The sequence below is a fragment of the Filimonas zeae genome (assembly GCF_014641615.1).
GTDB classification, from domain to species: Bacteria; Bacteroidota; Bacteroidia; order Chitinophagales; family Chitinophagaceae; genus Filimonas; species Filimonas zeae.
Window position 1 is genome coordinate 1112373 of sequence record NZ_BMIB01000003.1, and the last position, 24428, is coordinate 1136800.

The 24428-nt window shown below is 44.0% G+C and carries 17 protein-coding genes and 1 riboswitch; of the genes, 6 read left to right on the forward strand and 11 right to left on the reverse strand.

Going from position 1 to position 24428, the window contains the following annotated elements; genetic code table 11:
* Window positions 1-67: 67 nt before the first annotated feature.
* The 4 genes from IEY13_RS17595 to IEY13_RS17610 form a co-directional block, all read right to left on the reverse strand.
* Window positions 68-997, reverse strand: coding sequence for a DUF4465 domain-containing protein (locus IEY13_RS17595; protein WP_188954497.1), 930 nt, complete (start codon window positions 995-997; stop codon window positions 68-70).
* 50 nt (window positions 998-1047) lie between these two features.
* Complete coding sequence (locus IEY13_RS17600) at window positions 1048-2520, reverse strand: PKD-like domain-containing protein (RefSeq protein WP_188954499.1); 1473 nt, start codon at window positions 2518-2520, stop codon at window positions 1048-1050.
* 232 nt (window positions 2521-2752) lie between these two features.
* Window positions 2753-2959: riboswitch (cobalamin riboswitch) on the reverse strand.
* A 202-nt stretch (window positions 2960-3161) separates the two neighbouring features.
* Window positions 3162-4835: a GH39 family glycosyl hydrolase gene (locus tag IEY13_RS17605; protein WP_188954501.1), complete on the reverse strand. Its 1674-nt coding sequence runs from the start codon at window positions 4833-4835 to the stop codon at window positions 3162-3164.
* 143 nt (window positions 4836-4978) lie between these two features.
* A complete protein-coding gene (locus IEY13_RS17610) occupies window positions 4979-5449 on the reverse strand; it encodes a GAF domain-containing protein (RefSeq protein WP_188954504.1) in 471 nt (156 codons plus the stop codon).
* A gap of 351 nt (window positions 5450-5800) precedes the next feature.
* On the opposite strand from IEY13_RS17610, the gene IEY13_RS17615 reads away from it, so the two are divergent.
* Both IEY13_RS17615 and IEY13_RS17620 read left to right on the forward strand, forming a co-directional pair.
* On the forward strand, window positions 5801-6814 hold the full coding sequence (locus tag IEY13_RS17615) for an alpha/beta fold hydrolase (RefSeq protein ID WP_188954507.1): 1014 nt from the start codon (window positions 5801-5803) through the stop codon (window positions 6812-6814).
* A 148-nt stretch (window positions 6815-6962) separates the two neighbouring features.
* Window positions 6963-8888, forward strand: coding sequence for an LTA synthase family protein (locus IEY13_RS17620; RefSeq protein WP_188954509.1), 1926 nt, complete (start codon window positions 6963-6965; stop codon window positions 8886-8888).
* Window positions 8889-8898: 10 nt separating this feature from the next.
* Here IEY13_RS17620 and IEY13_RS17625 read toward each other — a convergent pair whose 3' ends face one another.
* On the reverse strand, window positions 8899-9819 hold the full coding sequence (locus IEY13_RS17625; protein ID WP_188954513.1) for a DUF1684 domain-containing protein: 921 nt from the start codon (window positions 9817-9819) through the stop codon (window positions 8899-8901).
* Between the two features lie 398 nt (window positions 9820-10217).
* Between IEY13_RS17625 and IEY13_RS17630 the strand changes: the two genes are divergently transcribed.
* Complete coding sequence (locus IEY13_RS17630) at window positions 10218-13862, forward strand: hypothetical protein (RefSeq protein ID WP_188954514.1); 3645 nt, start codon at window positions 10218-10220, stop codon at window positions 13860-13862.
* A gap of 212 nt (window positions 13863-14074) precedes the next feature.
* Entirely contained in the window at window positions 14075-14467 is a 393-nt protein-coding gene (locus tag IEY13_RS17635) for a DoxX family protein (protein ID WP_188954515.1), read from the forward strand.
* A 63-nt stretch (window positions 14468-14530) separates the two neighbouring features.
* On the opposite strand, the gene IEY13_RS17640 is transcribed toward IEY13_RS17635, so the two are convergent.
* Window positions 14531-15484 carry a phytanoyl-CoA dioxygenase family protein gene (locus IEY13_RS17640; RefSeq protein WP_188954517.1) on the reverse strand — a complete coding sequence of 318 codons (954 nt, stop codon included), beginning with the start codon at window positions 15482-15484 and terminating at the stop codon, window positions 14531-14533.
* A 195-nt stretch (window positions 15485-15679) separates the two neighbouring features.
* Here IEY13_RS17640 and IEY13_RS17645 point away from each other — a divergent pair, with 195 nt between their 5' ends.
* Window positions 15680-16306 carry a TetR family transcriptional regulator C-terminal domain-containing protein gene (locus IEY13_RS17645; protein ID WP_188954519.1) on the forward strand — a complete coding sequence of 209 codons (627 nt, stop codon included), beginning with the start codon at window positions 15680-15682 and terminating at the stop codon, window positions 16304-16306.
* A gap of 7 nt (window positions 16307-16313) precedes the next feature.
* Window positions 16314-17651 (forward strand): ABC1 kinase family protein, encoded by a 1338-nt coding sequence (locus tag IEY13_RS17650; protein WP_188954521.1) that lies wholly within the window; start codon window positions 16314-16316, stop codon window positions 17649-17651.
* Between the two features lie 77 nt (window positions 17652-17728).
* Here IEY13_RS17650 and IEY13_RS17655 read toward each other — a convergent pair whose 3' ends face one another.
* The 5 genes from IEY13_RS17655 to IEY13_RS17675 form a co-directional block, all read right to left on the reverse strand.
* On the reverse strand, window positions 17729-18085 hold the full coding sequence (locus IEY13_RS17655) for a GIY-YIG nuclease family protein (protein ID WP_188954523.1): 357 nt from the start codon (window positions 18083-18085) through the stop codon (window positions 17729-17731).
* 17 nt (window positions 18086-18102) lie between these two features.
* Window positions 18103-18534, reverse strand: coding sequence for a MarR family winged helix-turn-helix transcriptional regulator (locus tag IEY13_RS17660; RefSeq protein ID WP_188954524.1), 432 nt, complete (start codon window positions 18532-18534; stop codon window positions 18103-18105).
* 129 nt (window positions 18535-18663) lie between these two features.
* Window positions 18664-19668 carry a TlpA disulfide reductase family protein gene (locus tag IEY13_RS17665; RefSeq protein ID WP_188954526.1) on the reverse strand — a complete coding sequence of 335 codons (1005 nt, stop codon included), beginning with the start codon at window positions 19666-19668 and terminating at the stop codon, window positions 18664-18666.
* 28 nt (window positions 19669-19696) lie between these two features.
* The gene (locus IEY13_RS17670; RefSeq protein ID WP_188954528.1) at window positions 19697-21226 is read right to left on the reverse strand and encodes a RagB/SusD family nutrient uptake outer membrane protein; all 1530 of its coding nucleotides are present in this window, start codon (window positions 21224-21226) and stop codon (window positions 19697-19699) included.
* A gap of 11 nt (window positions 21227-21237) precedes the next feature.
* Window positions 21238-24273 (reverse strand): SusC/RagA family TonB-linked outer membrane protein, encoded by a 3036-nt coding sequence (locus IEY13_RS17675; protein ID WP_188954531.1) that lies wholly within the window; start codon window positions 24271-24273, stop codon window positions 21238-21240.
* Between the last annotated feature and the right edge of the window lie 155 nt (window positions 24274-24428).

Genomic DNA, 24428 nt, shown 5'->3' on the forward strand with positions numbered 1-24428 from the left:
TTATTAAATTGATTCATTCCACTAATGAAGGATAGCAAAAAAAGCCGGGCATTTATTGAGTTTACAATTACAGTGTTACTTCAACATTGTCCATGCAAACGTAGGCAGGCGTATTAAGCCCGTAAGTACCGGAATCGTTACCTTCCATGTTAAACTCAACACGTGTAACAGTACCTAAAGCAGACAAGTCAAAATAAGTCCATGCTGTTAACGGACCTGATACCGGTAAGTGATTGACATACCTTGCCAGATAAATGGTAACCGGAGCACCACCATTGGTAGCCGTGCTGCCATTAAAACCATAAGCCAGTAGTTTAAGATAACCTGTTCCGTTAGCAATATCTTTAAGCGGCGTAGCCACACCAGACGAACCAAATGCATTGCCGTTCTGAATTACCCCATAAGTGTAAGAAGAAAGACACACATACATACCTTCAACCACACCACTGCCGGTGGTAAAATTAAGTGTAGGGCGTGTTGCATAGGAAGTATTATAAAAGTCTACATAACCAAACATTACAGCAAAATTGCTGCTACCGCCATAACCGCCGTTTTTAGCGCCATGCGTACCAGAATAAACGCTGCACTGGTTTAGGTAGGAATACCACCAATCGCCTGTTTTTCCGGGAATGTTGGATTTGTAATTCCAGTCAGAAACCACAAAGCCTCCATCCCAATAGTTTACAGGAGAAGCGCCTCCGGCGCCTTTGATAGCAAACCTGAGGTTACTGGGAGAATGAACATAAGGTGCTATCTGAGTACCACCGTAGGAAGAATAGGTATTATCTCCATACGAACTGGTATCTGCCATATAACTGCGGCTTATGCCTTCAAAAGTAATTGTATAAGTAATTGCCAGTGCTTTAGCCAGCTTTTCTGCGGTTGGCACAGCTTCAGCCTGTGTAGCCGGTAAATCGTTCTGTTTAGAACAAGAGGTAACCAACACGGCGGCAATGCCTGCAACCAGTAGTGTTTTACTAAAAAGTGTTTTTTTCATTAGTGCTAATTTTAATGAGTGTATATATAGGGATGAGCCCGGCTTTCCGCTTAACTTTTAAGATTTCTGTCTACAATAGCCCCCACCTGTAACATGCGTCCTTCTTCCATATTGTAATCCATTAACTTACCGCCATTGTTTATAAAATCCTGTACGTATGGATAAACCACTTTACGGATTTTTATAAAGTTGATACCTGGTAACTGAACAGCTTCGCCTTTTTCATTTACCGCCATGTCAATATCAATGTTCAGCTTCTGCGAAAAAGGGTTGGCACCTGTAAGGTCTCTGGTAATACGTTTTCCTTTGCGCGAAAAAGATTCCTTCCATCCGTTCAGTAATACCATCTGCTTTGTATTAATATCCATATAACAGCCCGGAAAAAAGCCTCTGGTAGAAAGGTTGCCATCTGGAGTTTTAGAACTGTTGAAGGTTTTATTGGTAAGAATCTCACCCTGGGCCGGTTCTGATTTATTGTCTATCCAATTGTAGTAAGTATATACTCTCCTGCTATCCGTTTCAGTTTTCAGGTACGTAAAGGTGAGCTCATAGGAAGCGGTATCTTCCAGGCCGTAATCCGTATTCTTAATCTCATACCATTCGTCCTCATCCGGCTTTCCGTTCTTATTGCGATCGTATGCCACATATATCGCCGGCAAATCGCGGTTGGAGTAAGTAGCTGTTAATTCCAGATCTGTTTTACCAGGTGCATTTACCACGGTGTGGTCAAATTGAAAGGTAGCACTGCCACCCCATGAGCCCAGGAAAAGAGAAGCATACAAATCTCCCTTTCTTAAAGCAGTTGCTTTGGCTAAAAAATCATTGTACGCGAGGGGATGTTCAAATCCTAAATCCCACAGCTCCTTATCTCCTATAACAGACCAGTTATGAAACTTTCCCGGTGCCGGTGCGTATTCCAATACCGTATACGCATTTTTTACATACTGCGCCGCCACTACCGTAATATTACTGGTAGCCGTTGCCACCTGCTTGCCGGCAGTTACGCGAAATGTTACCGCATAAGCACCCGATGCAGGTGAAATAAAACTGATCGCACGGTTTTTGCTTATTATGGAATCACCTATTAACCACTCGTAAACATAGTCAGCCCCCGCAGGGCCCGTTACTTCGGGCATAATTTCCAATACTTCACTCAGTGGCACGGTGAAGGCATTGTTTAATGTTATAATAACAGGAGCTTGTACCTGTATCTGATACGATTGCTTAGCAGAGCCGCCCTTATTATCTACTTTAAAAGTAACTTCAAAATTGCCTGACTTAGTTGCCTCAAAGGTATAATTTACCTTACCGGCAGCAACCTCTTTACCATTCACCAGCCAGGTGTAACTGTTGCCTCTCAGGTTAGTGATATTAGGCGCAAGCACTGTTTTATCCCCTATATTCAATACAATGGTATCTGCATTTACTCCGGATATATCAGGAGCCAGATACTGATCTTTTTTACAGGAGAACACAAGTACAATAAAAACAGTGAACAGTTGTAAAAATATATATATTTTCATATGTTTTATTTCGGCTTATTCAGTTAACCTATCCAATGAAGCTTACAGCATTCAACAGCAGCATTAGCGGCGTTACCCACTACTGCGCAAAACAATACCAGCCATTGCCAGGCCTTGCAGGCATTAGCTTATGGTCTCTGATACCGCTTTACCCATGATGCATGAAAACAAATAGAGCCTGAAATAAATTTCAGTTCAGTTTCTGCTATTCCAAGCCTCATCCGCGAAAGCTTACAATTTATCTGCAGTGGCAGGTCTCCTGGCTTGTTCTCACTTTTAGCGGCCTTCCCATTTTTATTCACTAAAAACAGTGGCGAGTAGATGCTAAAGTGTTGTTACAGAACTTACAGTAGCGGGACTGCTCAGGATTTACACCTGATTCCCTATTAATCCTAACATTGTGAAATGTATGTTAAGAACCATTGCGCGGCGAATGTAATATAAATTATTGATAAGCGGGAAAGTTGTGCCCAAACCATGGCGAAAACAAAAAAGCGTCCGGAGAGAACGCTGGCTTTAAAAGTAACCGGGGCTATTCAGCCCCGGTTAAAAACATATATTATTTAACTAGTTATCCCGTACATCTGTAAGATTAACCGAATACCCAGGCTGCATTTGCGAAAACGTAGCCCTGTTCTTTATTAATAAGTAAGCCGGATAAAAGATACGCCCTGACGGGGCAGCTGTATGTTCATTTTCAGCGCTCCATTTTGTATGCTTATTTTTTCGGGAGCAGACAATAACTGCAACTGCCCGGCTTTTTCCAGCTCAGCATACTGCTGCTCAGTAGGCGATTGTGGAGAACCCATTTTTTTCCATACTTCGTAAGAGTTGCTATGTTCCTGATCAATACGATAATGGTGCAAAGTAGCTTTACGGGCCGGTATATTCTTTAATAACAATTCCACTTCCGCTGTATTTCCGGCAACATCCTCATCGTGATAATTCCAGAGCATTACGCCCATAGACTTCTTATCCCGTGAGGCCAGTGCGTTTACATCTGTAGCAGCTCCTCTTACTCCGGAATCAATAATCGTTTTTGCATTGTAAGCCATATTTCCAGACACCTCTACCCTGTTGCCCGTCATCATGCCCAGCATACGAAATACATTCAGCACAGGCTTGTCAACCCCATTGGTAGCAAGCTCGCGGAAGCCATAAAACCAGGGTTGGTTTTCAAACTCGAAAGACCAGTTTACTGCTCCTATAATATTAGTACCATACTGCTCGTCCAAATCCAGAATGCGGGGAATAGAAGCAGCCGTGTAGCTGGAATACATAGTACCATTGCGATAGGCATTCTGCGGATCTGTTTTCATACCGCAGGCAGCACATCCCTCCGGGTCAGACTCGCCTATAATAACAGGAATGTTTTTCAGCTCCGGAAAAGACGAAATAATTTTAAGATGCCTGTTTACATCTTTCAGCTGATTACTCATTCCCATCCGCACCCGGTTATCAATAAACTTAGGATAACCTTTTGCGTGAAATGCGAGAAAATCAATAGGTGCGCCAATTTTTCCGGTAGCCTCGTTTTTCTCTGTCAGGCAATGCACAATAAACTTACGCATAAACTCACCGGCTCCGCCTGTTGCGTGCGGCCCGCCCATTTTAGCAGTGGGTAAAGCTCTTTTTACTGCGGCAGAAGCATAATCGTACATTTTACAATACACTTTTACTTTGTCTTCCACCATCAGATAATAACCATCAGCTTCGTTCCAAAGCTCCCAATACCAGCTTTCTACTTCTTTTTTGCCATAACGCTGAATACAATGGGTAACCCATTGAAAAATGAGCTCTTCCCATTTATCATAGTCCTTGGGCGGATAGGCCCAGCCTGTGCATATTTCCTTGTAATTAACACCGGGCTTCCAGTAATGGCGGTAGGGCGTGGGGTTGGTAGACAATGCCTCAGGCATAAAGCCAATTTGTGCAAGAGGCTTCATTTTGCGGTTAATGTAAGTGTCGAAAATGGAATCCACAATGTTCCAGCTATATATGGGATTGCCATCCTTATCTTCCGTATACATATTGGTTGACCCCCATTTTAAGGCTGCCGTTCCATCGCCGGTATTCATCAGATTGTGCGCACGCACATATACCGGAACCGGACTTAAAGCAGCCAGCTCAGACAGCAGCTTTCTGCCATCTTTCATATACGTATAGTTGGGCTCATCGTAGCCAAACCAGGCCCAGATGGGTTTCAACGCCCCCTTTTGCCTGCCGGCATCTACTTCAATGGATACAGTTGGCTGCTGGGCACATACAGACAGGGTAGCAAAACAGCAAAGAAAAAGCATTGGTTTTATCTTCATCGGACATGCATTTCTATGGACAAGAATAAGTGTTACTGTAACAAATATAGCCGTATGCCCTTACAATGACAGATGAAGTTTTAAATATATGAGTAGCACTACAAAATTAACCAATACCCCAGCCCAGTGAGGCACATTTCCATTTAATTATAAGATACAGAAGCTACACCGGATGCACTAACCGGATTATTTATTACCACCATAGATAACAACTTATCTGCTATCTGCATCAACAAATTCTGTTGCTCTGCCGATAGCTTGCGTGGCTGAGCATCCATTACACATATACTACCCAGAAACAAGCCTGAAGTGGTAACCAACGGCAGCCCGGCGTAAAATTTTGCATATACAGGTGCACCAGCCTGTTCTTGCTCCGCCGTCCACACAAGATTATACATCATATACAACTCAGGCGCGGTACGGGACAGAAATGACATAAATATATCACACACATCAGCAGGGAAACCGGTATTCTCTTTCACATAACCAACCCGCTCACCCAATACTGTTAAAACAGCAACAGGTATGTCGCATTCCGCTGCAAGTAACTCCAGGCATTTGCTGATCTCTTTATTCCTGTTCAGCTGTAATTTCACTTTAGGCACACCAGTCATCGTTGAATATTTTCTGTTTCAAATGTAGTCAGGTGTTTAAACACAGGGCTGATAAAACACTTAATTGTACCTTAAAGCAGCATTAACTTCTGGCGGAAGATGCTATGGAAGAGACACCTCCAATGAAGCAAATGCAGACAACCCGGATAACCAGGTACCAGATGACGCCTCAATAACCTATACGGGTGTTAACAGCCTTGAGCAAAGTGCCAATAAGTAAACAAACCGGAAACTTCAATTACCCTGTTGCCGGGTTTAGCCACGAGTATGTCCGGTTCAACCATTTTACACCTTGTTAGCGGAGAAGCGCCCCCCAATTTTGTGCTATCACTAACACAAAATGCCTGAGTCATGAAAGCGCTCTTATTAACCGTCGTCCTTAGCTATGTAAGCATCGTAAATACTAAAGCCAAAGCCTCGCTGACAGATAGTGCCTGGGCCAATGCTACAGAAACAGCCAATGCCTTCAGCCACCCTAAACAAATAAATGCCGGTGTATTAAACATAGGATATGCAGAACTGGGGCCAGCCAGCGGTCAACCTGTTATTTTGCTACACGGATGGCCTTATGATATTCACAGCTACACACAGGTTTCAGGCCTGCTGGCCGCTAAAGGCTACCATGTAATAGTACCTTATCTGCGGGGGTATGGCACTACCCGTTTTCTGAATAAAAATACCATGCGTAACGGCCAGCAGGCGGCGCTGGCTGCTGATATTATTGCACTGATGGATGCACTGCATATAGAAAAAGCAGTGATTGGTGGCTTTGACTGGGGTGCGCGTACCGCGGATATTATTGCCGCCCTGTGGCCGGAGCGCTGTAAAGCATTGGTATCGGTAAGTGGCTACCTTATCGGTAGTCAGCAGGCAAACAAAGCGCCGCTGAACCCTAAAGCAGAACTGAGCTGGTGGTACCAGTTTTACTTTGCCACACCACGCGGTGAGGAAGGCTACCAGGCTAACACCAGTGATTTTGCCCGCCTTATCTGGCAAACAGCCTCTCCTGCCTGGCAATTCACAGATAGCACTTTTGCCCTTTCTGCCACCGCTTTTACTAATCCTGACCATGTGGCAATTGTAATACACAATTACCGCTGGCGCCTGGGACTGGCTGCCGGAGAAAAGCAATACGACGCGCTGGAGAAAAAACTGGCTACAGGCCCGGCAATTACCGTTCCCACCGTTACCCTGGAAGGCGATGCCAATGGCGCCCCGCACCCCGACCCTTCAGCCTACGCTGCCAGGTTTACCGGAAAATATGTACACCATACACTTACGGGCGGCGTAGGTCATAATCCTCCGCAGGAAGCTCCGGTAGCATTTGCTGCTGCCATAGAGGAAGCAGACCAGCTGGCCCGTTAAAAAGGTGATAATAAGCCGCTTTCTACATCGGATAGGCGGCTTATTACCATACACCTGCATTAAGTTATTGTTACTAATCCATAGAATACTAACTTTGCGCGGCGAAAGCAGGTTTTTGTTCTGCTAATTCGTTTTATACCCCTACAGTATGGTTAAAGAGATAGCTGCAACCGCTGCTCAAAAAAGCCGGTTGTTTTTTTTCAGTTCTGTTTTTGTACTGACCCTTTTTCTGGCCTGCCGTATTGTTTTTCATGTATACTATCATACTACTTTCTCCCATTTGTCGGTGAAAGACTTTCTACGGGTGTATTGCGGAGGCGCCTATTTTGATCTTTCAGCACTTGCCGTACAAAATGCTTTGTTTATTGTATGGATGTGTATTCCGGTAAACGCTGCCTGGCAAAAAACACACATGCGTATTGCATTGTTGCTGTTTATTGTTTTTAATGCTGCCGGTATTGCGCTGAGTGTATTTGATATTGCTTTCTTTGATTTTTCTCACAAACGCCTTACAGCAGATATCTTCCACTTTGGAGGCAAATCAGACAATTTCCTTACCCTGGTACCTGCTTTCCTGAAAAACTACTGGTATCTGGCGGTTTTCTTTCTGGCGATGGTATACGTAATCCGACGGTTTGCCCGTAATTATATAGCCCGCTTTCCTATAATGCCTGCGCGGCATAAAGCGGGCCGCATTACGGGAACGCTACTGACGCTGGTGGTTTGGATGGGCTTAATGTTGCTTAACTTCAGGGGCTGGCTGGCGCTGATACCTATCAGCATTACCGATGCCGGTAAATTTGCCAGCGCCCAAAACATTCCACTGGTGCTTAACACGCCTTTTACCTTTGCCAAATCTATCGGAGCGCAGGGCTTGCCCAATCTGGCTTATTATACGCCTGAAGCAACCAACCAATTCTACTCCCCCGTTCACCAGCCCGTAAAAGTGGCGGGCAACCGCTTTCAAAAACGTAACGTGGTGGTTATTGCTTTGGAAAGCTTTAGTAAAGAGTTTACCGGCAACGCAGGCAGCGCGGTTACCTATACGCCGTTTTTGGATTCTCTGGCAAAAGAAAGTCTGTTTTTCAGCAACGCATGGTCAAACGGCAAACAAAGTATACAGGGAATTCCAGCTATTCTGGCATCTATACCCAGCCTTTCAGATGCCCCTTTTACTAATTCCGTGTATGCAGGTAACAATTACAAAGGGCTGGCTGGTATATTAAGAGATGAAAATTACTATACAGCTTTTTTCCACGGAGCCAATAATGGTTCCTTTAATTTTGATGCGTTTGCCAGTCAGGCAGGCTACCACGATTATTATGGCAGAAGCGAGTACCATAACGAGCAGGATTATGATGGCAACTGGGGTATATGGGATGAAGCTTTTCTACAGTTTGCAGGTAAAAAAATGAGCGGCTTTCCACAGCCCTTCCATACAGCTATATTTACCCTTAATTCGCACCATCCGTTTGCCATTCCGGCTAAATACGAAAAGCAATTTAAGGGTGATGGCAATAATCCGCTCAGCCGGGCTATACAATACACAGATTACAGCCTGCGACTATTCTTCAATAGCATCCGAAACGAGCCCTGGTATACAAATACCGTTTTTGTTTTTGCAGCAGATCATACCGGCATGTCAAATCATCCTTTCTACAGCAATCTGGCAGGGCAATACCAGATTCCCGTATTAATATTCGATCCCTCCGGCAGTATTGGAAAAAAGGAAGAAACTGCTACTCTATCACAGTCAGACATAGTACCCACCCTACTGCACCTTCTGGGATATCAGAAACCGTTCTTTGCACTGGGTAATGATATTTACCAGCATCCATCTTTCGCGGTATATTATACCAACAGTTGCTATAACATAGCGCAAGGCAACTACCTGTACTCATTCGATGGTAAAAAAGGAATCGGCCTGTATAATATACAAGCGGATTCTCTATTGCAGCGCAATCTGTTAAACCAGCCTGGCGATAGTATCAGCACTGGCATGGAACGCCAGCTAAAAGCCTATCTGCAGCAATACACCACGCATATCAGAAACAATAGTATGGCAGTTAAATAACCTGTAGTGCTTAATGAATATGATAATCCTTTTCACCTGCCAGAATAGCTACCGGTAATACGTTAGACTGTGGTGGTAACGGACAGGTAGCATATTCAGTAAATACACAGGGTGGATTAATGGCCCGGTTAAAGTCTATATAAGTATTACCCGCGTCATCTGCCTTATCAACAGTAATAAAGCGGCCCGAAGCGTAGGTTTGCTCACCACTGGTTTTATCGCCAAATACAATGAAATAGCCTTCGCGTGAGGCACTGATGATATCAAGCGTATAAGGTGCTCCCTTATAGCTGAATGCAATTTTACCTACTGCTTTGTTCTCAAAAGACTGCCCTATTTTGTTTTTAAACAATATGGGGCCACCCTCACTTTCAGCAGCTATAAAACGCGCAGGTATCCTCCATGCCGTATCAACCGGAAACCGGGGTACGCCTGTAAACTGCTTTACGGCAGGGCTATTGGTATCCCATACACGCAGGCCATATTTATCCTGTCGCCTGATAATAATCCACTGAAAGCCATCTATAGCAAAACGAACGGGTTGCCTGTCTGCCTCACCAACGGTGATAACCCTGTCTGTGCCATTATAACCGCTAACCTTTATGGCTGCATTATTCAGATGAAAAGCAATCTTCCCCTTATCCAGCATATAGCTTCCTCCCTGCCGTTCCGGAAAGTTTTTTGGAAAAACGATGGCATTGCTACTATCTGCGCCAAACGAATTACTCCCCTCCTTCAACCAGTACAACCCCACCAGACTTAACCAGCCATCTTTCTTTTTTAACTCATCCTCTCTGTTCTGATGCCATGCTTCTACTTCCTGCCGGTAGGTGGTAACCTCGTTATCCTGTGCAAGTGCATGTGTAACCATCCCAAGAGCCGGAAGCAGTAATAAATGTTTTATCAGCTGGTGCGAAGCAGTTTGTTTCATAAACCCTACTTTATAAGTAGACAAATATAGTAACACGGGCCCGTACCTCAAAAAAGTACAGACGCAATAACAAAACACAACTTCCGCAGATGCATTTGTTATTTTTGAAGCAAGAACACATACCGGTATGAAGGCAAAAGAAATACTGCAACAACACATAGCTAAAAAATGTTCTGGGGGCAGGCAGATTGCACCTTTGTTAAAACAAACCATGCGAAAGATCTGATGCTGGAGATACCGACAGAAACTCCGCGCTTTTATAACCCGAAATGACCCCGTTTTGCTACGCCTCTATAGTACAAGCTGTAGGTAAATAATTGAAATACAGCTGAGAGCAGCATTTAATTTTATATAAATAAGTACTTTCGTAACTCCACATCCTAAACCTGATTTAAACCATGATCCGTCGCGTTTTCGGCTTATTTTCATTGGCTGCTGCTATATTAGTATCAGTTTTAGCTTCTGCACAAACTGCTCCTCAGCTTAAAGTACTAACACCACCTTCACCTGAGGTAAGTGCATTGGGTAAATTCGGACTGATACCTGTGAACAATTTTTCAGGGGTACCCAGCATCAGCTATCCTGTTTTTACAATTGAAGAAGGAGATATCAGCTTTCCTATTTCGTTAAAATACCACGCCTCTGGTATAAAAGTAAAAGAAGACGCCAGTGAAGTAGGTCTTGGCTGGGCATTAAGTGCTGGCGGCACTATTATAAGTAGTGAAAGAGAACGTCCGGACTTTCCTGCCGGATTTCCAACTTATGCAGCAGACATGCCTGATGCGCCGGATGCTACAACAAGCTCACGCAATCCGATAGCCAGTTTTGGTGATCACTATTATCTGTGGGGCGGAGATTTATCCATAGTAGGTGACTCACCAGAGGGATTGTTGTATTATGGGATGACACTACCTTATAAAGGAGTAATGCGGCACTACGGTAACTTTTTCAATATCGGAGATGAACGTCCGCCAGATTTTGCTTCTGATTTGTATATGATAAATATTGGTGAAAGAAGTTACAATTTTGTTTTTAATAACGAATTTAAGCCTGTAGTACTAGGAGACGGTTCGTTGAAGATTGAACTGATAACTACCAATACCGGAACTTATCCTGACTGGAAGGTAACAGATGAAAAGGGCACCATATATTACTTTACCTTTCGGCAATTCAATTACACAAATACCGGAGGCAACGACCCTTATTATATAAGTAATCGCACCAACCAGTCTTTGAATACCTGGCACCTGACAAAAATTGTATCAGCAGTTCATGGAGAGATCAACTTCAATTACGATAAGCCAATGCAATCTTTTATTCATCCACTGCCTTCGGTTTCAGAAGTTGAATGGGTAGCAGGTACTTCATCGCCCAATGTGCCTCCATCAAGAAGAATTATCACCACCAACTACTCTGTTTATGATCAGGTAAATCTATCGTCCATCAGTTTTTCAGATGGCAGTATCCGGTTTATTTATAACAATGACCGGCAGGATCTTGATAACAGCAAACGACTAACCAGCATTGAGATATATAACAAATCTGACGAACTGCAGCGGAAAGTTCAGCTACTTAATAATGCCTATTTCAATTCAAGTTCAACAGCTGAGGCAGGATACCTATCAAATTCCACCTTTATGTTCCTACCAGGCTATCCGGCAGGAGTTATAGATAAAAGGCTGAAACTAAATGGCATTACCGAAACAGATGCAGTTGGCGGAGCCGTTAAAACTACCAGATATGCCTATAATGAACAAATACAACTTCCTGATAAACTGTCATACTCTATAGACCATTGGGGATATTATAATGGAGCATATAATTACCGCTTAACGCCTCCAGGAACTGTTAATCTGAATTCGCAGGAAATTTCTTTTGAAGGCGCCAATCGTGAGGCTAACCCAAACGTAATGCAATCAGGAATATTAACATCCATCACCCACCCCACGGGGGGCACGACTACGTTCACCTACGAAACCAATCAATTCCCCTTTACAGAACTTGTAACAACCTACCAGGATGCCTCTCAGAATTACTATAAGGCATCAGGATCGGCTATCATGAACTCTTCCGGGTTTATGAACGCAGATGGTAGTTTTACAGCCGCCTCAGGATGGAACGACAAAAAACTTTACATCTTCAATATGGTTAGTGCTACTGTAAGCTATCCATCTCACTATGAATTAAGTGCAGTGGTATACGAGAACAATATGGTGTTGAAGCGTATCCGGATATTTACTACCAATACCTCATCCATAGATTCATCCATTCGCCTGGTTGGTGGAAGAACTTATAAAGTAGTTTTAGATCCTGCATCTCAGGATTTTTATAATAGCCTGCAGATACGGATGCAGGTGTATATAAAACAAGTGTCCAGCACCAGCAGTTATGTAACCAGAACGCGTTATTCCGGAGGGCTGCGCGTAAACAAAATATCGAATTACGACCCCTTGAGTGGTAAAACCAATATTAAAAAATACACCTACTCTGGTGGTAATGAAGACGACCTTCCGATTTATATATCGCAAGCCGGAACAGACCATTGGATGGAAATGCATAACACAGAAGTTGCCGTTTATAGCAATGGTTTTTTTAAACGCTTCGGGCAGTCTATTTACCCGTTTTCAAATGGCACCAATGCTCCTTATTTTGGCTATAAAAATGTAACCATTTCGGAAAGTGAAAATAACGATCTGAACGGTACCACAGAGTATACTTATAATGCTACCGGTAATCTTAACCTTAATACCATAATAGCCTATTCCAACGTTTTACCTCAAACTGGTATGCCCAATTGTATAATACCATCCATACCTTCTATTGGCGGTGGGCGCGGTGATTTAATTGAGGAAAAAATATTCAGAAAAAAAGAGGGGGGACTGAAACCGGTAAGCAGTACGTTCTATATCTACAACCGGGATAGAACCAGCAGAATCTGGCAGTTTTTATTCCAAATGGGTTATGGCCCTTATTTGCCTGCACCTCGTGGAGCGAGGGTATATCAGATGTATGCCCACCAGTTTTCTATCCCCGTATACCGGAATGCTTTAACCACAAAAAACAGCTATTTATACGACGATGATGGTAATCAGATATTTAACCAATACGAAACTTACACATACGACAAGGTAAATGAACATTATCAGTTAATAAAGAAAACCACCGGAGATTCAAAAGGTAATGTTGTGCATTCGCATATTAAATATGCACAGGATTATACGAACATTGCTGACAATCCGGAAGATTTAACAGTGGCCGGCATTAAACAAATGCAAGACAAACATGTAATTGAGCCTGTTGAAACCTATATGGAAAAAGTAACACCGCAGGGTGCCAGCCGTTATTATAATGGAGTTCTGCAGGTGTTTTATGCCAACAAACCATTGGTTAAACAAATTCAGTTCATGGAAATTACAGCGCCACTTGCCACATTCACACCTTCTATAATACAAAATGATGTTTTTGTAAAAAACACCTCGTATAAAGAGCGTATTAATTTTTATTACGACAATACAAACCGGCTGTTACGTCAATCCTTTGCTCAGGGAATGCCGGTATCGTATATATGGGGCAATCACCTAAAGCAACCGTTAGCCGAAGTCAAGAATGCAGATTATACACAAATCTGGTTTGAAGGATTTGAAGAATCCAATTTCAGCGGTCTGGTTGCAGATGCTTACACAGGAAGATTTGCCTTCAATGGCAGCTATCAGAAAACGCTTACCGGGGTTGGTGACGGAAAATACATACTTTCTTACCGGTTAAAAAGCGGAGGCACCTGGCAGCTTATACAAAATGAAATAACGGTAAATAATGGCAGCTACACAATAACACTTAATGGCCAGATAGATGATGTGCGCTTTTATCCTTATAGCGCCCAAATGATAAGTTATACACTAAAACCTCTCACCGGCATTACCAGTGTTACTGATGCCAGGAGTGTACCCGTGTACTACGAATATGACAACTTTCAACGGTTAAAAAATATCAGAGATCATAACAGACAAATTCTGAAATCGGCAGAGTATAAATATGCCCAGTAGATAAGCATACGCACTCTGATCAGACAATGCCCCAAAACGTCCCTGTTTTCGGGGCTTTTTTATTACAATAGAAAGGAGGTCATTGTTACATCAGATTAGTCCGTAAGAATGTCCGTTTGCCCCCTTATCCTGTCCGCTTCGGCAACCTGGCAGCTTGCGCCCGGCTTGTTCTACGCCAACTTTGTGCTATCACTAACACAAAAACCAACGTTATGAACTTACAAACTACAAAAGCAATCTACTGGTCAGGCGCAATTTTTATCTCTTTATGGTTTGGTGCCAGCGGCTTTTTTGAACTTACACGCAACCCGCTGGTATGGGGTATTACACAACAACTGGGCTACCCAGCTCACTTTATCTATATACTGGGCGTATGTAAACTTACGGGCGTGGTAGTATTGCTTACCCCGGGTAAATTACTGCGTTTAAAAGAATGGGTGTTTGCAGGCATTTTCTTTGATATTGCATTCGCCTTTTTCTCAAAAATTGCAGTATTGGGTTTTGCAGCCGCCATTGATGCTGTAGTGGCGTTTACCGCTATCAGTATTACCTATATTATGTTTAGAAAACTGTATACCGCCAGCTGGCAAAAAGCAGCAGCATAAGTACGTGCTACTGAGTGCCGGGGTGGACAGTTACCGCCTTTCACTCCGGCCCGGTAGCAAATATTACAGTTTAGAAAAACTCAGATACTGAACAAAGCGCGGCACCGTAGAATGATTGGCACTGGCCGCATGTGGCAAAGTCTGTTGCCACAGCACAATATCACCCTTTTTGCCAGGCACGGGTACAGGGTTCACCAAACGTTGCATTTCTTCATGCGCCCGTTGAAAATCCGGCCATGTTTTCATAAAATCCTCAAACCGGTGTTGAAAACCAGGCACCAGCTGTAAAGGGCCTCTGTTTTCAGGTACATCGTTCAGGTAAATCAGTCCCTGTATATAAAACAACTCGCCGGTATTAAAGTCAATATCCCAATGCAGTTTTCCATGTGCAAATTTCCAGGTATCCGTTTCAGGTGGGTTAAAACTCACTTTTTCTGTCCGGGCAATCAAATGCGTGGTACCGTACAACTCAGCAAAAACCTGTTTAACAGCAGGATGTGTTCTTATGGCCTGTATACTTTCATGCTGGTACAACTGCAGCATAAGGCCGTGCCAGCCCGCATGCGGGTTATACCAGGTTTCCGGTCTGGAAAGATCTACCTCCATGGTATCACAAATAAGCTCAGCAACTGCATCGCACAACTCCTGCGCAACCAGATCGCTTATTTTTAAATAACCCTGCTTTTGCCAGCTCTGGTGCTGTGCTTCTGTAAGTAAAGCCGACGCACTATGGTTATTATCTGCCTTATTATCAGCGCCCTGCAGCCAATCCTCAAAAGCTTTTGCAGAAGCAGTTATCTGCGCTGCACCTTTCAGTTGTATCAGCCATTCCTGCAAATGAGCTTCGCTGGTACACTTTTCATACACAAACTGGTAAGTTTCAAACTTTCCCAGCCCATAAAGATTCATCCAGATATCTTCCACTGTTGAATAATTGTCAAACTCCGGGGCTGGTTTACGTTCTTTCCGGTGCAGGTGGTGCTGGTAAAATACAGGCAGAAAAGAGCAGTTAATCATAGCAAAGGTTAATTATAGGTATGAAAATTACTGAAAAACCATAAAAAGCAACCGGTAAACTTGTTTTCTCAAAACACCCTGCCCATTGTCCATTTAGCCTTTCCTTAACACCGCACATACAAATAATACTATCAAATACTGCGTTTATGGGGTAAATTTGATAGGGTTAAATTTTAACCATTAACCTGTCTGATCATGGATAAACAAACCGTACGCGAGGCTTATAAAAAATATTGGCTGGAAAACGGAAAACGCCCCGTTTCTGTATATGCTTTCTGCCAGCAACTGAATGTACCGGAAACTGAATTCTACGACAGCTACTCCAGCTTCGATGCGCTGGAAAAAGACATCTGGCGCTCCTTTTTTGAAGCTACGCTGGAAAAAGTAAAAGGAGATGAAACTTACCGCAATTACTCCGCCCGGGAAAAGTTACTGACGTTCTATTTTATGTGGGTGCAGCAACTGCGCGAAAACAGAAGCTACATACTGCAGCAGAAAGATCAGTACCTGGTACCGGGCCTGCATATTGATAAATTGGAATTTTTCCGGGCAGCATTTTACGATTATATCCGCAGCCTGGTAAAAGAAGGTTATCAGACTGGCGAAATAAAAGAACGCAAATTCATTTCCGATCAGTATGTACACGGGTTCTGGCTACAGGCCCTGTTTGTACTGCGCTACTGGATTAAAGATCACAGTGAACGTTTTGAAATGACAGATGCTGCTATTGAAAAAGCAGTAAACCTGAGCTTTCAGTTAACCAGTTCTAACACGCTGGACAGTATAGTAGATTTTGGGAAATTTATGTTTGCAGGGAAATAAGCACACGATGAAAGAACAAACCAACATTCCTACCGGCAAAGTAGAACGTGCCGGCAGGTTTGTAAGCACAGGATTTAAAGTAGGCACCAATTATCTGAAACACTATACCCGCAAACTGATGGACCCTTCCGTTAGTAAGGAGCAGTTGCATGCAGATAATGCAGAAGATATATACGATACCCTCAGCAACCTGAAAGGCAGCGCATTAAAAGTAGCGCAGATGCTGAGTATGGATAAGGGCATGTTACCCAAAGCGTATACCGAACGTTTTGCTTTATCGCAATACAGCGCCCCACCCCTCTCCGGCCCGTTGGTGGTAAATACTTTTGTAAAAACACTGGGTAAAACTCCCACCGAACTGTACGATCAGTTTGAAATGCAGGCCCGCAACGCCGCTTCTATCGGCCAGGTACACAAGGCAGTAAAATGGAATAAAGAACTGGCCGTAAAAATTCAGTACCCGGGTGTTGCCAACAGTGTAAAATCAGACCTCCGTATTGTTAAACCCTTCGCCATACGTATTGTAGGTATGAACGAAGTGGATATGGATAAATACTTTGATGAAATAGAAGGCAAACTGCTGGAAGAAACAGATTATAAACTGGAGCTGCAACGCTCTATGGAAGTATCTGCCCAATGCGCCCCTATTGCCAACCTGGTATTTCCCGTATATTATCCAGCGCTTTCCAGCGAACGTATTATTACCATGGACTGGCTTTCGGGCTACCATCTTAAGGAGTTTCTGGAACGTAACCCATCACAGGAAGTACGCGACAAAATAGGACAGGCTTTGTGGGATTTTTATCAGTTTCAGGTGCATGCGCTTAAAAAAGTACATGCCGATCCGCATCCTGGCAATTTTCTGATGCGTGACGATGGCACGGTAGCTGTATTTGACTTTGGCTGTATTAAAGAAATTCCGGAAGATTTTTATGTAAACTACTTCCTGCTTACCAATAAAGAGGTATTGAAGGATGAGGCCAGAAGAAAGGAAATCTATACCAATCTGGAAATGATTCACCCCAGCGATACCGAAAAAGAAATCATCTTCTTTTCCGGTCTTTTCCAGCAGATGATAAACCTGTTAACGCTACCCTTTACCGTAGCGGAATTCGATTTTGGAGATGAGTCTTATTTTACAGAAATCTATGCCTATATGGATTATCTGTATAACCTGAAAGAAGTAAGAGATTCCAAGGTAGCAAGGGGCTCCCGGCACTCTCTGTATATAAACCGTACGTACTTTGGTTTATATTCTATACTCAGCGATTTAAAAGCAAAGATTATTACCAGCGAAGAACGGATAAAGAGCATGATGCAGACTTTGCACGCAGAAAAAGTTTAAACCTATTTTATACAGCTGCATGAAGCAGACCTGCTTTATGCAGCTTTTCTTTATTTACCGGCAAGGCGGCTATTTCATTACACTTCATTATACAAAAGACCACCGTTTATAATCTCCTGCGCAATTACTGCTGTAGTGGCTTTCTGTACTTCTTTTGCATAATTGGTATACAACCCATCATCCCTTTTTACAACAAATACCACTTCAAAAACAAACCGGCTTTCGCCCAGTTCCCTCCAATCATTCTGCAAGGCTTCGTTTTTCAACAAACCACTGTTTAGCGAAAAACGTAATCTGTTCACCAGCGCATCTGTATTCAGCGATCCCTCAACGTACTGCTTTCCTGTTAAAGTATTTTTCAGTACTAACACCCCCATCACAGGTTTATTATTCTTTGCTGCCTCTGCCAACTGTTTCCGTAACAATTTGTCCATGTAGTTACCGTAATAAATTATTGAATATTGCCTCCAAGATCAGCCAGTAGTTCTGTAATGGCTTTCAGTGATTTTGTTTTCGTAACCTGTAAAATATCTTTTGCCGTATACTCCGCGGTTACCACCGCTTCCTCATACACTCTTTTGCCCGCAGCTGTAATCAGCACGTAACTTACCCGGGCATCTCTTTCATTCACTTCTCTTGTAACCAGGCCAACTTTTTCCAAAGGGCTCAACAAACGGGTAACGCCAGATGCAGTAAACCCCGTCTTTTCCGCCAGGTCTACCCTTCTCATACGGCCGTCAGCCGCGTTGTTTAGCAAATACAAAATCACAAAATCGCTGAACCCGATTCCATGGGCACTCAACCTGTCAAACCGTCGCGACACTGTTGTTTGCGCTTTTGCCAGATTAATGAGCAATAATAAAGACTCGTTTATTGTTGACATATACTTGACTACTCAACTATTTAACAGCAAAAGTATTGTTTTGAGTAATGCGGCAAATAATTTTTCCGGAAATTATTTAGTTGAGTAAAAGCGTACGTTTCCCTGTACAGAAACGCACGCTTTGCAGTATTAGTTTACCAACGAAGCTATCTTCTTCTCCAGCTCTTCCCCTCTCAGGTTTCTGGCTATGATTTTACCTGACGGGTCTAACAATACATTGCCCGGTATTCCGCGGATGACGTAGAGCATGGCAGGCTCGCTGTTCCAGAACTGCAGGTCAGATACCTGCGGCCATGCCAGTTCATCCTTTGCTATTGCTTTTACCCATGCATCTTTATTATTATCCAGCGATACGCCCAGTACAGAAAATCCTTTGTCTTTATACTTATTATAAACCCTAACCACATTAGGGTTCTCCCGACGGCAGGGGCCACACCAGGCAGCCCAGAAATCAATCAGCAGATATTTACCCAACTGATCAGAAAGCCGGATGATTTTACCATCCGGCGCAGGCAGCGCAAAATCCGGCGCCTGAGAGCCAATAGCCCTGGCGCGTAATGTAGCAGGCAAATCCTTCAATAGTTTTACGTACTGGGTGTGCAATAAAGCGGGAGCCAGCAGGCTGGTATAACGCTCTATATCTTCCGCAGACAGCGAGGGCGAATAATAGCGGTATAACACAAAAGCCGATACAATAGAGGCAGGTTGCTCTTTAATATATTCCTCAATTTTCACATTGCGGGCATTCTGCAGGTAGGCTTTGTAACGGTCAGTAGCCGGCGATCCTGTAATTACAGCATTACGCCCTCCCCTTGCAGTATCGTAACGGATAAACAGCTCATTCCCCTGCTCAATAAAAACAAATAAAGAAGACATTCCGGTGGTATCATCCGTAACACCGTACAACTCTGGCAATTCTAAACGGCTGGTAAAAGAAAAAGAGCCGTTTCTTACTACAGCAGAGTCAATTACAAAAAACATCTTATTATAGTAGCGCTGCAGGTAAATTTTACTGTTATTGGCCAGGCTTGCCTCTCCCTTTATGCTAACGGCAGTCTTACCATCATTTGCCCGCAGGTTTACAGTGTACAATAGTGCGGTTGCACCTATTAAAACAGATAATAACTTTTGCATACATCAGATTAAAGCATGAACAGATTTATTATTCCGATAATTTCCAGCCCTCATTGGCAGCGGTAGCTACCTCTCCAAAACTTCCCTTCTCATTAAAAAAGGCTTTACCTCCAAACGAATACACAGTGGTTTTAGCCAGCTCCAGCTGTAACTGTGGCAGCGGATATTCAGTAGGTGTACCGCCAATCAGCAGGTTGTTGCGCCGCATAAATGTAAATGGCACAAAAGCTCCGCCGGCACCATCAATTTCAATAGCATACTCATAATGCAGTGCTTTACGCAAAGCATCTTCTGTAGCTGCAACCGGCGGTAATTCGCCTTTGGCAATACGCTGGGCAGTAGCATTGTTTAATGCTGCTGCCGCACCTGTATAATCTTTCAGCCATAATTTAGCTTCCGCCGTTAGCAGCCGTATCTCTTCATACAAAAAGTAAGGATTGATGGCACCGGGCGTATTCAATGTATTGCGGCTGTTGTACCAGCGTATGCGGTAGTAGTTGGTAAAAAGCCCTCTTCCGCGCGATTCCAGCATAATACCAAAACTGGCCGTATAACCAAAGTATTGCGCAAAACGCTTGTCGTTAGAGGTAATGGGCGGCAATACGCCGGTTGCCGGATAAAACGAAGGCGTATTACCGGTATTATCTGCCAGGTAAGCAATCTTAATATCCGGCGCCAGCCAGCCGGAGCCGTCTGTATTGCGTTGCACCAGATTAGTTACCAGCTGATTGTAGTAGCCTCCCGTTACCGTGGTAATGGTATAATCCGTTTTAATCCCTTTGTCTGCATAAGCAATCACCTTATTCCAGTGTTCTGCTCCCAGCGCCGCAGCCTCTTGTTTATCCCGCGGCAGTGAAGACAAAATACGTGCTGCCAGTGAATTAGCCAGCTGAATAAAGTTTTCGCGGCTGACAGATACACCGGTAAGGAAATCGAATTTAAGCGATGGCCAGGCTTCCGCCAGTTTAATAGAAGTATCAATCAGCCGCAGGCTGTTGGCAATAAGCGCTTTGTAAGAATGCGGGAAGCTGCGCGTATTCAGGTTGGCTTCATCTACAATCAATCCACGGTCAAATATTACCCCCAGATAGCCCTGTGCTACCCCTTTGGAAAAGTAAGCGGCTATTTCGCAGTCCTTTGTACGGTCGTTACCCAGGTTATCCAGAATAGTCTTTTTTTGCACGTTGATAATATCCAGCGCAATAGTAGCATCCAGATTGGCCTGGTAAAAGTTGTTATAAAAGGTATTCCAGGTAACAGCACCGCGGTAAGAGGCATTGTTGTTCAGCCGCAGCCGGGGCTCATTGGCAAAATCCCACCACGAAGAGTTGCCATTGGTGTTGGTTGTCTGGTCTGCCAGCAGGCTGAAATGGGTACCTGCCGAACTGGTGGTGGTAGCAAACGTAGTTTGTACGCTGCTGGTAACCAGTTTATATCCCAGATCTCTTATAAGGGCATTAGCCTCATCATTGGTAAAAGAAGAAGGATCATCAAACGTGGTCTTTTTACAGCTGCCCAACAGAGATATCGTCAGTATAAAAAAAACTATTCTTTTCATGTACATACGGTTTAAAAATTAAGGGTAAGCCGGCCACTGAATGTGCGGAAGGTGGGATAAGCGTAAAAATCAATATCCCAGCCCTCTGGCGTTACACCGGTAAAGTTTGTCCACGTATACAGGTTACGTGCAATAAAGCTCAGCTTTGCGCCTTTTACCACGCTGGCAACGCGCAGTTTCTGTACAGGTAGCTGCCAACCCAGCGATACTTCGCGCAGTGCTACATAGCCACTGTTTTCCAGCCAGTAGTCCGTGGTTTGCTGGGCGTTAAACACCCCGGTAACAAAAGGCAGGGGCAACCCCGCAGCAACAGCTTTATCGGTAAATACAGAACGATACTGATAGGTGAGATAATTTACGGTTTCGTTGTACTTCTGCCCACCCTGCTTCCAGTCAAGCACCGTATACAAGGATAAAGGCCCCCACGTAAGTGTATTGGTAAAACCCACCAGAAAGTCAGCCTGTGCATCACCAATTACTTTGTTGTTACCGGTAGCGGCATTCTGATAAAATACCGGCGCTTCGGCTGCGGTACCCTGCTGGCTCTTCAGCACCACAAAGCCCAGTTTATTTACTGCAAAATATTCAGGCCTTAAAGTGCCTCCTGCAGCATTAGATACAAAACCATTCTTATCCGTTTCCAACTGCGACAAACTGGTTAAGATACTGTAACCATAATAAGAATAAGGGCTTATGCCAGCCGCCTTTCTAAAATCACCAGAGGTAAACTCCGGCACATCTCCCAGAGAAGTAATCTTACTCCTTACCCGGCTGAAGGTTGCCCCTGCATTCCACGAAAACTTACCCCGGTTTACCAGGTTACCGTTTATCTCCAGTTCAACAGAGCTGGATTTAACTTCGCCCAGGTTATCCCAGATGCCTGCTGTGCCGCTGGTAGGTGGAAAAGCAGGTACCAGTATAAAATCGTTCTTACTGGTGGCTCTGGCATAGTTGGCCTGAATATTAATTCTCTTAAACAACACCGCATCAAACCCCACTTCCAACTCGGAGGTTACGGCACGGGTAAGGTCGGTATTGTCTTTACGCGTATAACTTACACCGCCCGAACTGGTAAGCGTAACACGGCTTTCTTTGGCACCAAAGCCCGGCAGGCTGCCTGCTTTACCATAGGCAGCCCTCAATTTTAAATCGGTAACAGCACCCAGGTGTACATCTTCCGTAACACGATAGGCCACGGAAGCGCGCGGAAAAAATGCAGCGCCTACATCGGCACCAAAACGCGAACTCAAATCTATACGGCCCAGCACATCCAGAAACACCTTATTTTTCCATACGCTTTTCAGGTTCAGAAAATAGCCATAGTTTACCAGTTGGCTCCAGGAAGAAGAGGAAGAACGGGTAGCTGCCTCTACCACATCCAGGCTTTTAACCGGCGCACTCAGGTTATAACCAGAAGCACTCAGGTCTTTTACCAATGTTTCCTCATATACCGATTTCAGATTTACCCCAAAATCAAAATCACCTGCCCGGTCATTATAGTTCAGCTGAATCTGCCCGTTTTTAGAAGATACCCTGCTGTTGCTCAGCCCATAATACCCGTTATTGCGGTTAATTTCAGGCGTAAGGGTTTGGTAGCCCACAGGATAATAGTCTTCCGCTTCTCCATATTCGTTCTGAAATGAGCCGTTAAGCTCAGCAGAGAATTTCTGAGAAAAGCGATACCGCAGCTTACCACCTACCAGATAGTTATTGTTGCTTCTGGCATACTCCCGGTAGCTGAGCTGATAAAAAGGATTACCTACATTAAACTTTTGTATGTCAAAACCATACGGTTTAAAAGCATAACGTCCGTCTGCCTGGCGCTCCGTAAGGTCAATAAAGGGCTCATACAGCAAAGCGGAGTACAGCACAGAACCGGCACCGCTGGAAGCCAGAGAAGCAGAAGGTGTATTGGTATTAAAGTACTGCACTGTTACTTCCGCTTCCAGGTTTTTAACGGGTTTATACCCTATGTTCAACAACGCAGTTCTGCGTGTATCGGATGCAATGGGGCCAGCTACACTGCCCTTTGACTGATTCTGAAAAGAGATATACAGGCTATACTTGTCACCCGCAGTAGACAAAGAAACGAAGTTGGTATAGTAAGGGTTATTACTAAGCATGTTGCCGACATTATCGTTATACTTTGTATAACGATGCTGATTGAGAGAAAATCCGTTGCTCTGCAAATCCAGCGTGCGGTTATTGCCGGAGCTTAATACAAAAGAACCATCGGCGTTTACTTTATAAAAATGATATTGCGAGGTGGGTGGTGTGCGCTGTACATTACTAACACCGTATTCATTGTCAACAGTAATGCTGATACGGTTCAGCCCCTTGCCTTTTTTAGTAATTACTTGTATTACGCCCCCTTCTCCCCTGGTGCCATACAATGCAGATGCGGCAGCCCCCTTCACCACTTCAATAGATTCTATATCCTGCGGGTTCAGATCTGCCAGAGACAGTGCCGTTACAAAACCATCAATCACCAGCAGTGGCGCAATATTACCATTGATAGACTTGGCGCCACGCAGGTATACAGTAGCACCGGCATTGCCTGCTGCCTGGTCAATCTGCAAACCGGCCACTTTGCCACGAAGCGATTGAGAAGCATCTGTGGCAGGCACAGTATTCAGTTGTTCGGTGCTTACTTTGGTTAAAGCAAAAGACAGCTTTTTACGGCTGGTTCCTTCTGCCACACCCGTTACCACCACATCGTCCAGCTGGCCTGCAGCCTCTTCCAGCTGTATAGCTACATCCTCCGTTTCAACAGTAAGGGTAAGCGTTTTGTACCCTATATTGCTTACCACCAATGTATACGGCAGCTTTTGCCCGGTACGGAAATTAAACCGTCCATCCGGGCCTGTAAGTACATTGTGGGTTGTATTTTTTATACTAATACTTACGCCTTCCAGGGGCACCCCTCTTTTAGCGTCTGTTACCCTGCCGTGCAATACAGAATTAATAGTAGAGGGAACACTTTGAGAAATACCATACCATGGCAAACATACCATTGCCAGTAACCACATCCGCAGATGTTGCTTCATATCTGTTTAATTAAATTGATGTACAATAGTTTGCCGGTACGGGAAACCCGTAGCAGATTAGTCTGTTACAAAAACAGACGCAATGCAAACACTATTCTTTTGTATGGAGGCAATAACGGAAAGAAAAAACGAAGCAGAAAGGCTAACAGCAACAG